General features: G+C 66.9%; 17 protein-coding genes. 3 read left to right on the top strand and 14 right to left on the bottom strand.

Going from position 1 to position 12489, the window contains the following annotated elements:
• Positions 1-123: 123 nt before the first annotated feature.
• From HNE04_RS11675 to HNE04_RS11645, 7 genes are all read right to left on the bottom strand, one after another.
• The gene (locus HNE04_RS11675; RefSeq protein WP_235964932.1) at positions 124-870 is read right to left on the bottom strand and encodes a hypothetical protein; all 747 of its coding nucleotides are present in this window, start codon (positions 868-870) and stop codon (positions 124-126) included.
• A 71-nt stretch (positions 871-941) separates the two neighbouring features.
• The gene (locus HNE04_RS11670; protein WP_172218992.1) at positions 942-1322 is read right to left on the bottom strand and encodes a hypothetical protein; all 381 of its coding nucleotides are present in this window, start codon (positions 1320-1322) and stop codon (positions 942-944) included.
• A 182-nt stretch (positions 1323-1504) separates the two neighbouring features.
• Entirely contained in the window at positions 1505-1684 is a 180-nt protein-coding gene (locus tag HNE04_RS11665; RefSeq protein ID WP_172218990.1) for a hypothetical protein, read from the bottom strand.
• Between the two features lie 128 nt (positions 1685-1812).
• Positions 1813-2958 (bottom strand): methyltransferase, encoded by a 1146-nt coding sequence (locus HNE04_RS11660; protein WP_172218988.1) that lies wholly within the window; start codon positions 2956-2958, stop codon positions 1813-1815.
• Positions 2955-3869, bottom strand: a complete 915-nt coding sequence (locus HNE04_RS11655; protein WP_172218986.1) for a DUF808 domain-containing protein — start codon at positions 3867-3869, stop codon at positions 2955-2957. The genes HNE04_RS11660 and HNE04_RS11655 overlap by 4 nt, the downstream gene beginning before the upstream one ends.
• A gap of 18 nt (positions 3870-3887) precedes the next feature.
• Positions 3888-4403: a GNAT family N-acetyltransferase gene (locus tag HNE04_RS11650; protein ID WP_172218984.1), complete on the bottom strand. Its 516-nt coding sequence runs from the start codon at positions 4401-4403 to the stop codon at positions 3888-3890.
• Positions 4404-4479: 76 nt separating this feature from the next.
• Positions 4480-4647, bottom strand: a complete 168-nt coding sequence (locus HNE04_RS11645; protein ID WP_172218982.1) for a hypothetical protein — start codon at positions 4645-4647, stop codon at positions 4480-4482.
• 99 nt (positions 4648-4746) lie between these two features.
• Between HNE04_RS11645 and HNE04_RS11640 the strand changes: the two genes are divergently transcribed.
• From HNE04_RS11640 to HNE04_RS11630, 3 genes are read left to right on the top strand one after another with little or no spacing between them, the layout of a single operon-like run.
• Positions 4747-5460 (top strand): c-type cytochrome, encoded by a 714-nt coding sequence (locus tag HNE04_RS11640; protein WP_172218980.1) that lies wholly within the window; start codon positions 4747-4749, stop codon positions 5458-5460.
• Positions 5457-6725, top strand: coding sequence for a cytochrome c (locus tag HNE04_RS11635; RefSeq protein WP_172218978.1), 1269 nt, complete (start codon positions 5457-5459; stop codon positions 6723-6725). Before HNE04_RS11640 ends, HNE04_RS11635 begins: the two co-directional genes overlap by 4 nt.
• Positions 6726-6727: 2 nt before the next feature.
• A complete protein-coding gene (locus HNE04_RS11630) occupies positions 6728-7204 on the top strand; it encodes a protein-tyrosine phosphatase family protein (RefSeq protein ID WP_172218976.1) in 477 nt (158 codons plus the stop codon).
• 7 nt (positions 7205-7211) lie between these two features.
• Here HNE04_RS11630 and atpE read toward each other — a convergent pair whose 3' ends face one another.
• From atpE to HNE04_RS11595, 7 genes are all read right to left on the bottom strand, one after another.
• Positions 7212-7454, bottom strand: coding sequence for a F0F1 ATP synthase subunit C (atpE, locus tag HNE04_RS11625; protein WP_172218974.1), 243 nt, complete (start codon positions 7452-7454; stop codon positions 7212-7214).
• A 68-nt stretch (positions 7455-7522) separates the two neighbouring features.
• Positions 7523-7996 (bottom strand): 2-amino-4-hydroxy-6-hydroxymethyldihydropteridine diphosphokinase, encoded by a 474-nt coding sequence (gene folK / locus HNE04_RS11620; protein WP_172218972.1) that lies wholly within the window; start codon positions 7994-7996, stop codon positions 7523-7525.
• 2 nt (positions 7997-7998) lie between these two features.
• Positions 7999-8433, bottom strand: a complete 435-nt coding sequence (locus HNE04_RS11615) for a glutaredoxin family protein (RefSeq protein ID WP_172218970.1) — start codon at positions 8431-8433, stop codon at positions 7999-8001.
• A 2-nt stretch (positions 8434-8435) separates the two neighbouring features.
• Complete coding sequence (pcnB, locus tag HNE04_RS11610) at positions 8436-10028, bottom strand: polynucleotide adenylyltransferase PcnB (RefSeq protein WP_172218968.1); 1593 nt, start codon at positions 10026-10028, stop codon at positions 8436-8438.
• On the bottom strand, positions 10025-10711 hold the full coding sequence (locus tag HNE04_RS11605) for an HAD family hydrolase (RefSeq protein ID WP_328700311.1): 687 nt from the start codon (positions 10709-10711) through the stop codon (positions 10025-10027). Before HNE04_RS11605 ends, pcnB begins: the two co-directional genes overlap by 4 nt.
• Positions 10708-11382 carry a DnaA regulatory inactivator Hda gene (gene hda, locus HNE04_RS11600; RefSeq protein ID WP_172218966.1) on the bottom strand — a complete coding sequence of 225 codons (675 nt, stop codon included), beginning with the start codon at positions 11380-11382 and terminating at the stop codon, positions 10708-10710. The genes HNE04_RS11605 and hda overlap by 4 nt, the downstream gene beginning before the upstream one ends.
• Positions 11382-12452, bottom strand: coding sequence for an AI-2E family transporter (locus HNE04_RS11595; RefSeq protein ID WP_172218963.1), 1071 nt, complete (start codon positions 12450-12452; stop codon positions 11382-11384). The genes hda and HNE04_RS11595 overlap by 1 nt, the downstream gene beginning before the upstream one ends.
• Positions 12453-12489: the final 37 nt, after the last annotated feature.

Raw genomic sequence — 12489 nt, 5'->3', positions numbered from 1 at the left:
CCAAAACGCCAGCTGCGTCAAGGCTATGAGCTCGGCAAATTCACCGCGTCAGTGCAGACCATGAGTCTGTGTGGGACTAAGCCGCTCAACCACAAGTTACACGCGCTCACCCGCTGTTAGGGCTCAGCGCTGGGCGAGTTTCAGGCGCGCGTCCACGTCGTAGTACGCCGCGAAGGTTTCGGCCGGACTGCGGGTTTCCGGCAGGACGTAGATGACGGCCCCGCCAGCCTGCACCGCGGGCTTGAGGGTGTTTTCATAAAACTGCGGCGGCAGGTTGATGCAGCCAAAGGAAATGCGGTTGTCGTCCGGCGTCGGCGATGCCAGGCGTTCGAGGCGCTGTTCGGATTTCACGTTGGCTCGCACGCGATGCATGGACACCGCGGCGTCGTAGTCGACCCAGACGATGTCCTCACCTTTGGTGTTCATGCCAAGTTCGGCGATGAACCGACCGGCGGGCGTGGTTTTCTCTTCGGGCAATACCTGCGACAAGGGCTTGTCCCCGATGCCGGGAACTGAATTGTCGCCATGGGCCGAGCCCAACAGCGCGACGGAAGCTTCCTTGAGCTGCCCGCTGGGACTGAAAACGTAAACCTTGGCGTCCTTCTTGTCGACGATGACGAAGGACATCTTCTTGTGGTCGCGGGAGTCCACCACCCAATCCGCCACGCTGCGCGCCTCCGGGGATGGTTGGTGCGCGCCGAAATTGGCCCGCATCACGGCGTGACCAGGCGACTGCGGGGACTGAGGCCCTCGCGCCAACGGCGGCAGGATCAGCAGGAGTGCCAGTGCACCCAGTAGCAGGCCCTTCTGGAGCGCTTCGAAGAACTCCGAACGAGTGCTGGTTGTCGGCTCTTCCTTGGGTCGGGTCATCTAGTTGCCTTGTCGGTCGAAATCTCCATCGGGTCAGGAGATGGGACCCGATGGAGCCGCGAGGATGGGGTTTAGTTCCGGTCAGCGCGGGCCGTGCGGCTGCCACTCGTGCCCGAGGTGTCCGAGCTGGCCGTTCCGCTGGCGCCCATGGTGGTGCTGCCGCTGGAGCTTGGGCTCGCGGCGGTGGAGCCGCTGCTGGTGCTTGGGCTCGCGGCGGTGGAACCGCTGCTGGTGCTCGTGTCGGCGCTCGGAGCCGCGCTCGGAGTCGTGCTCGGAGTCGGCGTCGTGGTGCTGGAGGAGCCGGTGGCTGCGCCCGCAGCAGGCGACGCTGCGCCGCCCGAGGCAGACGAACCCGAGGTGCCTGAACCCGTGGTCTGGGCGATGGACAGGCCACCGATGGCCAGGGCCGCGGCCGCGGCCAGGGTCGTCAGGGTTTTCTTGGTTGTGGACATTGCTAACTCCTTGAATGGAAACCCCGAAGGGAAGTAGGTTGAAAAAAGAAGCCGGCGAAGCCAGCTGCTCACAGCCTACTTATCCATCCAGGCCGCAAAAAGTGGGGTTTTGCAGGCACAGCTTGTAGGACCGCAACTGTCACGAATTGCGGCTCAGTAAGGCCTTGGTAACTATTCGGTAACTAGTAAGGCTCTTTGAGGCCCGCCGGCGCTTCCTGGCCCCATCGCTCGATCTGCAGTGCCGGGTTGGCGCACTCGCAACCGAGGGGAATTTCGTCTTCGATCGACCATCGGCCTGCGTCGTTCCCAAACTCGTAGGAGCCGGAATTGATGATCGGGAGCGACTGTTGGGAACTGTTCATGAATCCTCCGCAGGTAGGTCAGCAGTGGACTCATCATCAACGGGCCGGCAAGCTCTGCTTATCCGCTGAATACCTGACCCAGCGTAGGAGTGCGCCTACTCTTGTGCTTCTTCGGTCGATTCACGTTTTCAGCGGGCGGCCAGCCGCCACAGGGAAGTGATTTCCTTCACCCGCGCCCCGTGCAAGGGATCGCTGGTGTCGCCGGCCTTGGGATGGCGCGGGCGCACCCCCTTGCGCGCCACCACGCGCAGCCCGGCCGCTTCGATCAGCGCGGGCAACTCCTCGGGAGTGCGCAGGCCCAGGTGCTCGGCCAGGTCCGAGAGAATGAGCCATCCTTCGCCGCCCGGCGCCAGGTGCCCGGCCAGCCCGGCGAGAAATCCGCGCAGCATGCGGCTGTCTTCGTCGTAGATGGCGTGCTCCAGCGGCGCGCTGGGCCGCGCTGGGACCCAAGGGGGATTGCAGACGACGAGCGGAGCGCGGCCCGGCGGAAAAAGATCGGCTTGCACCACCTCGACCTGGTCCTGCAAGCCCAGGCGCGCCAGGTTTTCGCGGGCGCAGGCCAGGGCCCGCGGGTCCTGGTCGGTCGCGACCACGCGCTCGACCCCGCGGCGGGCGAGGATCGCCGCCAGCACGCCGGTCCCGGTGCCTATGTCGAACGCCAGTTGCTTCGAAGGCAGCGGCGCCGCAGCCACCAGATCGAGGTACTCGCCGCGGACGGGGGAGAACACGCCGTAGTGCGGATGGATCCGGTTCCCCGGCGGCGCGCCCAACGCAGGTATCTCGACGCCTTTCTTGCGCCACTCGTGCGCGCCCACCAGGCCCAGAAGTTCACGCAGGGATGCGACGGACGGCTGGCCGTCGGGCGGGCCCCAGGCCTCGATGCAGGCCTCGCGCAGATCGGGCGCGCGGGGCAGCGCGATGGCGTAGTTGCCGTCCAGTTCTACCAGCAGCCTGCCCAGCAGGCGTGAGCGCTGGCCCTGGGCTTGCCGGTGCAGGTGAAAGGCCTCGAGAGCCGTTGGATGGGGCGCGGCGGCCTTGCACGACTTGCGATCGGCGCGGCGGGCCATCGCCTGCAGCAGCTGGCGGGCGTTGTGGAAGTCGCTGCGCCACAGAAGGCCCGCGCCTTCGCTGGACAGGCGATAAGCGGCATCGGCCGTCAGCGTGTCATCCACCAACTGCACGCGCTTGGGCGGTGCCACGCCCGCCTCGGACCGCCAACGCGCGGTGCGTTGTTCCCCCGCCTCACTCCACTGCAGGAGCGCCGGTTCGCTCACGCAGTCGCCTTGCGGCGCCCGAGCCGCTGGGCGAAAGTGACGACGCCCAGCACGATGGCGCCCGCCACGAGGCCTACCAGGGCGTCAAGCCCCATCGACACGACGACGCCCGCGCCGCCCATGCCTTCGGTCCAGTGCTCGATGGCATGGTGCAGCGGAGCGATGCCGTGCACGAGGATGCCGCCGCCTACCAGGAACATCGCCGCGGTGCCCGCCACCGACAGGGCCTTCATCAGCCAGGGGGCCGTGCGCAGGATCGCCGCACCGATGCCCCGGGCCGCGCCGCTGCCGCGGCGGCTGAGGTAGAGGCCGAAATCGTCCAGCTTGACGATGCCCGCCACCAGCCCGTAAACGCCGATCGTCATGAGGATCGCGATGCCGGCGAGCACAGCCACCTGCACGCTGAATTCGCTCTGCGCGACGGTGCCCAGGGTGATCGCGATGATCTCGGCCGAGAGGATGAAGTCGGTGCGTATGGCGCCCTTGATCTTGTCTTTCTCGATCACCCGCATGTCGATCGCGGGGTTGAGCAGGGCATGGGCCAGTTCCTCTTCGTGCGCCTCGTCGTGCGAGCGGCTGTGCAAGAACTTGTGGGCAAGCTTTTCGAATCCCTCGAAGCACAGGAAAGCGCCACCTATCATCAGCAGCGGCGTCACGGCCCAGGGGGCAAAGGCGCTGATGGCCAGCGCAGCCGGCACCAGGATGGCCTTGTTGATGAACGATCCCTTCGCCACTGCCCAGACCACCGGCAGCTCGCGCTCGGCGGAAACGCCGGCGACCTGCTGGGCATTGAGCGCCAGGTCATCGCCCAGCACCCCCGCGGTCTTCTTGGCCGCCACCTTGGCCAGGATCGACACGTCATCCAGGATCGTCGCAATATCGTCCAGCAGCGCGAGCAGACTCGAAGCCATGTGTTTCCTGCGGTGAGGTCAGTCGAGGGGCCGCTTGAGGCGGATTTCCTCGAGCTTGACACCGCCGAGGATTGCAGTTTTCGCAGTATTGAGTTCGCGCTTGAAGCCGGCGAGTTCGGCAAAGCGCAGCGCCCGATCGTTGCAAAGCGGGATCCACATCGTGACTTCGGTACATCCCTCTTCCAGGAGGCCTTCGCGCGCGGCGTCCCACAGCGCCAGGCCCGCGCCCTTCCCCCAGTGCGAGGGCTCCACGTACAGCGCCCAGATCTCGCCCGTGGTCGGCTTCGACTTGGGGTCGCGCGAACGGTCGAAACCGACGAAGCCGATCACCCGCCCGGCATCGAGCGCGACGTGCACCAGCGGCTCGCCGTATTCGATCGCATCGCGCCAGAAGGCGCGGCGCTTGTCGGCCGGCAGGCTTTGCGGCGCGGCAGGGGCCACGCCTTCATATGCGGCGTGGGAGGAGTTGGCGTGGACAGCGGCGACCGGCTCGGCGTCGCTGTCCACCGCGGGGCGGATCTCGTAGTTGGACATGGGCTGAAATCTATCTTCTTCGAATGCGCCGATTATGGCTGCCCATGAGCCGGCCGCTCATCACTGCGCCGGGCTTTCAAGAATTGCCCGCCGTGTAGGGGCTGCGCGGTATGTATTTGTGCTCGCCGGGCAGCGGCTCGGCCTTGGGATCGGGCTCGTGCTCGACCGCGTTGGTGCCGCGTTCCTCGTCGGTCGGCGGCGGCTGCTTGTCGTCAGCTTTCGGCGGGGGTTGCTTCGGGCTCATGTGTATCTCCGGTAGCGATAGTTCAATGTAGAGCGCATCCGGACGGCCGGTTGTAGGACTGCTCCGCGCACGGCCGTCCGTGGCATAGTCTTCGCAGTCATGAAGCACCTCATTTGCCTGTTCTTCGCCATCGCCGCCACGGCCGCGCCAGCCGCGACCGTGCCCGTGTTCGAGGACACCATGGCCCAGCGCACGCTCGCGTGCACGGCATGCCATGGAAAGGAAGGCCGCGCGGGCCCCGACGGCTACTACCCACGGATCGCCGGCAAGCCCACCGGCTACCTGTACAACCAGTTGCTGAACTTCCGCGATGGCCGACGCCACTATGGGCTGATGGCACGCCTGCTGGACCCGCTGTCCGACGCCTATCTGCTGGAAATCGCGCGCCACTTCGCATCGCTGGATTTGCCCTACGCGGCGCCGCAGGCCGCCACGGTGCCCGCCGCCGCGTTGGAGCGCGGACGGACGCTGGTCTTGCAGGGAGACGAGGCGGCCAAGGTGCCGGCCTGCGTGCAATGCCACGGCGCCGGATTGACCGGCGTGGCGCCGAATACGCCGGGCCTGCTGGGGCTTTCGCGCGATTACCTCAACGCCCAACTGGGCGCGTGGAGAACGGGGCAACGCCGTGCGCATGCGCCTGATTGCATGGCGCAGATCGCCCGTGAACTGCGGCCGGAGGATCTGGCGGCCGTGACCAGCTGGTTGGCGGCGCAACCGCTGCCGCCCGATACCAAGCCCGCGCTTTCGCTGCCGCAACCGCCCACCATCACTTGCGGCAGTGCGGCCCTGCCCGCAGGAAGGCAGCAGCCATGAGCCGTGTCCTGGGCGCCATCCTGCTGGGCGTGCTGGCGGTTGTTGCGCTGGTGCTGTTCCTGAACTTCCGGGGCGAAGGCCGCATCGACGACGCGCCCCCGCTGACACCGCCGTCAGGCGACACCGTGGCGCGCGGGGCCTACCTGGTGCGTGCGGGCAATTGCATGACGTGCCACACCGATCGCGGTGGCGCCGAATTCGCGGGTGGCCGGCCCATCCAGACGCCGTTCGGCACCGTGTACGCCAGCAACATCACGCCTCACAAGGCCACGGGCATCGGCGAGTGGTCTGCCTCACATTTCTGGCGGGCTCTGCACAACGGGCGCGCCAAGGATGGCCGCCTGCTGTATCCCGCCTTTCCCTATCCCAACTACACACTGGTCACCCGCGCCGACGCCGACGCGATGTATCACTACCTGCGCAGCATCCCGCCGGTCGAGCGCCCCAACATGCCCCATCAGCTGCGCTGGCCCTACAGCACCCAGACCGCGCTCGCCGTCTGGCGCGCGCTTTACTTCAGCCCCGCCCAGCACGAGGAGAACACGGGGCAGTCGGCCGAATGGAATCGCGGCGCCTACCTGGTGCGGGGCCTCGGGCATTGCAACGCCTGCCACAGCTCACGCAACGTGCTGGGCGCGAGCAGCGACATGATGGATCTCTCCGGCGGCCTGATCCCCATGCAGAACTGGTACGCGCCTTCGCTGGCCTCTCCCGCCGAAGCCGGCGTGGCCGACTGGGACCTCGCCGATATCGAGCGCCTGTTGCGAAGCGGGGTGGCGGCACGCGGCACGGTGCTGGGGCCGATGGCCGAAGTCGTGCTCCAAAGCACCCAGCACCTGTCCGCCTCCGACCTGCGGGCCACCGCGGTATTTCTCAAGGCCCTGCCGCAAAGCGCGGCCGGGGCGCCGACCCCGCCGGTGCCGATGACCACCCAGCTGGCGGAACGCGGCGCCAAGCTGTATGAGCAGCATTGCGCGCAGTGCCACGGCCCGAAAGGTGAAGGCATTGCAGGTGCCTATCCTGCGCTGGCGGGCAACCGCGCCGTCACCATGCCGGTGACGGCCAACCTGGTCCAGGTCGTGCTGAATGGCGGCTTTGCCCCTTCCACCGCCGGCAACCCGCGGCCCTTCGGCATGCCGCCTTACGCCACCTTCCTGAGCGACGCCGACGTGGCCGCTGTGCTCAGCCACATCCGCGGCTCCTGGGGCAATCGCGCATCAGCCGTGAGCGAGCTGGCAGTCAGCCGGCAGCGCGGCGGTTCGTAGCCATGGCATTGAGACCCGTAGCCCTGCCCCCGCAGGTGCCCGGCTCGCTTTGGCTGGGCTCCATGCCCGGCCGCTTCGAGACCTGGAGCGCCTTCGAGGCCCAAGCCCGGCAAGCGGGCCTGGCGCTGGTGGTCTGCCTCACACCGCGCCAGGAGCTGGCCGAGCTGTCGCCCGCCTACCATCGGGCGCTGGTCCAGGGCACGCTGCCGTTCCGCTGGATGCAGGCGGAGATGCGCAATTTCGGCGTGCCGGAAGACCCGGTGCAATTCCGGCGCGACGTGGGCCAGATCGCGCAGGCACTGCGCCAGGGGGATTCCGTCTTGCTGCACTGTGCCGCCGGCATGGGCCGCACCGGCAGCACGGCCGCCTGCGTGCTCAAGGCGCTGGGCCTGGACACCGAGGAAGCCTTGCAGCGCGTTCGCGACGCCGGATCGAACCCGCAGAACGCGCAGCAATCGGGGCTGGTGGACTGGTTCTAGCGCCGGACTACTTGGCGAAAGGGTTGGCGAAGACGAACATCATCGCCACGCCCACGCCGATCAGGAAGTTGGCGTCGATCAGGCCGGCCAGCAGGAACATCTTGACTTGCAGCGGCTCCATCATTTCGGGCTGGCGGACCGCGCCGTCGATGAACCGGCCGCCCATGGCGCCAATGCCCAGGCAGGCGCCAATCGCGCCCAAACCAATGATCAAGCCGCACGCGATGGCAATCAGGCCTGTGTCAGTCATAAGAACCTCCGTTTTGTTGACGAACTTTGCGATGGCTTGATGATCGGGCCGCCGCGTCATGCGGGCAATTACCCGGGAGGTAAGCGCGTGAGGCTCTGGCCGGCGACGGCCTGCAGCGAGCTGGCCGGAACGAGCTGGGGCGCGATCTCGGCCAGCGGCACCAGCACGAAGGCGCGCTGGTTCATCCTCGGGTGGGGGACTTGCAGTTGCGGGCTGTCGATGCGCGCGTCGCCATAGAGGAGCAGGTCAAGATCGAGCGTGCGCGGCGCGTTGCGATAGGGCCGCTCGCGCCCGGCCGCCAATTCCAGCCGCTGCAACTGCGCCAGCAGCTCAAGTGCGGTGAGCCGCGTCGCCAGCTCGGCCACGGCATTGATGTAGTCGGGGCCCTGGGAATCGACGGGGGCGCTGCGGTACAGCGACGACTGGCGCACGAGCCGCGTGCCGTCCAGCTCGCCAAGACGCGTGCATGCATCGCGCACCGCCTGCGCCGCGTCGCCGAGATTGGCACCCAGGGCCACGTAGGCGGTGAGCGCCTCGCGCATGCTTAGCGGTCGGGTCTCAGCGCGGCCCGATAGGACCCTGCGGAAAATCCCCGGATCTCGACGTTGGAACCGAGTAGCAAGGGGATGCCGCCCTTCTTGCCGGAGCGCGCGAACTCCGACATGCCTTCAGGTGTGTCGATATCCAGGTTCTGGTAGGGCACCTGGTTCGCGGCCAGCCAGGCCTGGGCCTGCCGGCAGTAGCCGCACCACTGGGCGCTGAACAGGCGCAAATGCCCGGGCGATCGCGCATTGGCGCGCGTGCCTCGTTGCTGGGCCAGGTTGCGCTCCATCTCGGCCTGGAAGGCCAGGACCTGAGCGGGCAGCGGCGTTTCGGAGAGCTGCTCGAGCGTCGTCGTCTTGTCGAGATTGCTGCTTTGTGCGGCGCCTGCCACCAGCAGCAGCAAGGCCCAGAGCCACGACAAGTGAAGACGCTTCATAGCTACTCCTGCGGTCCGGGAGCTGGCAGGGACTGACGCTCGCCGCCTTCTCCCGAGGGCTTGCGACGGCGGCGCCGGCGCTTCCTGGGCGCATCGCTGGAAATGCCGGCGTCATTCTCAAGCTCATTATCACCATCTGTGGGTGTTTCGGGGGCCGCGGCCAACACCGGTTGAGCAGGTTTGTCCATGGGACGAGGTGCCCGCACGACGCGGCGCTGGCCCTTGTGCTGCTCTTCTCGCAGTTGAGCTACCAGGTCTTCGCGAACGGCGTCGCTGGCCTGGCTGAACTCCTGCCACCAGTCGGCCAACACCACGTCGACCTCGCCCACGTCCGCGCGCAGCCGCATGAAGTCGAACGCCGCACGAAACCGCGGCTGGTCCACCAGGCTGAACGGCGTGTTGCCGGTGCGCTTGTCGAAGCGCGGCTGCATCATCCAGATCTCGCGCATGTCGCCGGCCAGCTTGCCGCGGCCGGACACGTCGCCGATGCGGGAATTGAACACCTCGTCGATCGCGTCTTGCAAGGCCGGGAACGGATGGTGCTTGCTCGCCAGCCGATCCGCCCAGCCGTCGCGCACGTCGGCCCAGAGCACGCAGGCCAAAAGGAAACTCGGTGCGACCGGTTTGCCTTCGTTCACGCGCCGGTCGGTATCCTGCAAGGCGGCATTGACGAAGGGCTGTTCGGCGCGCTCCACCACCACGTCGAGCAAGGGATAGATGCCGCGCGCCATGCCAAGCGCCTTGAGCTGCGCGATGGTGGCCAGCGAATGGCCGGTCTGCAGCAGCTTGAGCATCTCGTCGAAGAGGCGGCTTTGCGGCACGTCGGCCAGAAGCACCTGCGATTCGATCAGCGGCTTGGCCGTCTTCGCATCGAGCTTGAAGCCCAGCGGATTGAGCTTGGCGGCGAAACGCACGGCCCGGATGATGCGCACCGGGTCTTCGCGGTAACGCGTCAACGGGTCGCCGATCATGCGGATGGTGAGCTTCTTGGCGTCCTTGATGCCGCCGTGGTAGTCCACCACGGTTTGCGTCTCGGGGTCGTAGTACATCGCGTTGATGGTGAAGTCGCGCCGCGTCGCGTCTTCATGCTGCGGTCCCCAGACGTTGTCGCGCAGCACCCTGCCGGTGGAATCGACGGCGTGCTTCATGCCGGCGAGTTCGCTCTTGCTGGTCTTCTCGTTGCCCGCCACCTGCTCGGCGGCCGCGTTGTCCATGTAGGCGCGGAAAGTAGAAACCTCGATCACCTCGTGCTCGCGGCCGCGCCCGTACACCACGTGCACGATGCGAAAGCGCCTGCCGATGATGAAGGCCCGCCGGAACAGGCCCTTGACCTGCTCGGGCGTGGCGCTGGTGGCCACGTCGAAATCCTTGGGCCGCAAACCCACCAGCAGGTCGCGCACGGCGCCGCCCACGATGTAGGCTTCGAAGCCGGCTTCCTTGAGCGTGTGCACCACGTTGAGCGCGCGCTCGTCCACCAGCGACGGGTCTATGCCGTGCTCGTGGGGGCCCACCTCCTGGCGCTTGCCGAAGTTGGGCTTGCCGCCCTTGCCGCCCGGCGATTTCCCGAGCAGCTTGTCGATGAATTTTTTAATCATTTTTCCTTGAACAGATCGAGTATGCGCCAGCCGCGCTCATGGGCGATGGCGCGCAGGCGCGCGTCCGGATTGGTCGCCACGGGATGGTCCACCTTCTCCAGCAGCGCCAGGTCATTGATGGAATCGGAATAGAAGGTCGCCTCGACATCGCACCAGCCCAGGCCGCGCCCTGCCAGCCATTGCGCCATCCGCTCCACCTTGCCCTCGCGAAAAGAGGGCACGCCGGCGATTTCGCCGGTGAGCCAGCCATCCGCGCCGCGTTCGAGCTGCACGGCGATCAGCTCCTGGATCCCCAGGGCGCTGGCGATCGGCGCCGTGATGAAGTCGTTGGTGGCCGTGACCAGGACCATCTGGTCGCCGGCCGCTTCGTGCTGACGCAACAGTTCGAGCGCCTCGGGCCGGATGGCCGGGCGGATCACTGTGTCCATGAAGCGGGCGTGGGCAGCCTGGGCCTGGGCCGCCCCGCGCAGGCGCACCGCCTCGGTCGCGAACCGCACGTAGTCATGGACGTCCAGCGTGCCCGCCTTGTAATGCTCGTAGAACTCGTCGTTGCGCTCCTTGAACACCACGGGATCGGTCCAGCCAATGTCCTGGGTGAAGACGCCCCAGGCGTAATCGGAGTCCAGTGGCAGCAGCGTGTGGTCCAGGTCAAACAGCGCAAGACGGGTCTTGGAAATCGTCACTCGTTCTCCAGCATGGATTTGATGAGCGGGATGGTGATGGCGCGCTTGGTCTGCAAGGCGTAGCCGTCCAGCTGCTCCAGCAGTTGCATCAGGCTGCCGAGGTCGCGCGAGAAGCGCGTGAGCATGAAGTCCATCACCTCGTCGCCCAGGAACACGCCACGCGCGTCCGCGGCCTGGCGCAGCACCGCCCGCCGCTCGGTTTCGCTCAGCACCTGCAGCTGGAACACATGGCCCCAGCCCAGGCGCGTGCGCAGGTCTTCGCGCAGCTTGAGGTCGGCAGGCGGCAAGGCCCCGGCCGCGAGCACCCCGCGCTGCAGCGATTGCGCGTTGATGAACCAGTTGAACGCCGCGTGTTGCTGCACGGCCGTGTACAGATGCACGTCGTCGAGCAATACCACTGCCCAGTTCTCGCTGAAGTCAGGCGGCTCGGTGATGGACGCATCCAGCCAGCCGGCGGCGGCGCCCTGCTCCCGCAGCGACTCGGCCACGGCCTTGAGCAGGTGCGTCTTGCCGCTGGCGCTGGCGCCCCACAGGTAAGTGGGCACCGGCGAGCGGGTCGGGCTGCCCGCCCACAGTTGGAGATGCTTGAGCGCGGCCTCGTTGGGGCCGGCACAAAAGCCGGTCAGCGTGGGCCCGCGGGCCAGGCCGATGTCGAGCGCAATCTGCTTCATCAGTTCTGGTACAGCTTGCTGCCCATGTAGCCGTCACGCAGGCGGCGGATCGCGACGAAGAGGACGGCGCTGGCCGGCAGTGCCACCAGCACGCCCACGAATCCGAACAGCTGGCCAAACGCCAGCAGCGCAAAGATCACGACCAGGGGATGCAGGCCGATGCGCTGGCCGACCAGGCGCGGCGTCAGGTAGAAGCCTTCGATGACCTGGCCCGCCCCATACACCGTGGCCACCATGACCAGGGCCTTGATGGAAGCGAATTGGAGGACGCCCGCAACGATGGCGAGCACCAGTCCGATGCCGAACCCCACATAGGGCACGAACATCGCGAGACCGGTAAACACGCCGATCGGCACCGCCAGGTCCAGCCCGAACAGCGCCAGCCCGATGCTGTAGAAAGCAGCCATGGTCAGCATCACGAGCAGCTGTCCCCGCAGGTATTGCCCCAGCACCTGGTCCGCTTCGGTGGTGAACGAGTCCACGCTGGCGCGCGCGCGCGGCGGAACCAGTTCGAGCACCCGCACGACCACCTGCTTCCAGTCGAGCAGCAGATAGAAGAGCGCCACCGGAATGAGGACGGCATAGCCGACGACGATGAGCGCGACGCCGCCGCCTATCTTGAGGGACGAGAACACGGAACCGAGCGCCTCCTCGAAGTTGGCGCTCAGGTATCGGACCAGTTGCGCCTTGATGCTGGCGAGGTCGAGCGGCAGCGTGATGCCCAACTGCTCCAGCCAAGGCGCGATCGTCGCATTCAGCTTGTCGAACAGGAAGGGCAACTGCTCGCGGATCAGCGGCACTTCCTTGGCCATGATCGGCACCACCATCAGAAACAGCGACACCAGCGCCAGGATCAGCAGCAGTTCAACGATCGCCACCGCGATCACACGCGGCATGCGGCCCCGGCCGAGGGCATCGAGCCGGTCGACCAGCGGCGTGAGCGCATAGGCCAGCACGGCAGCGACCACGAACGGGGTTAGCACCCTTCCCAGCAGCCACAGCGCCAGCACGGCCAGCATGGCGATCAGCAACCAGGCTGCGGCGTATTTCTGAGTGGGCGTGAATTGCATTGCGGGTGGCGCGAGCGCGGGGCCGGACGCGGCGATG

Origin of the sequence: Caenimonas soli (assembly GCF_013155545.1) — a bacterium.
Classification (GTDB): domain Bacteria; phylum Pseudomonadota; class Gammaproteobacteria; order Burkholderiales; family Burkholderiaceae_C; genus Ramlibacter; species Ramlibacter soli.
This window is presented reverse-complemented; position numbering and strand designations above follow the sequence as displayed.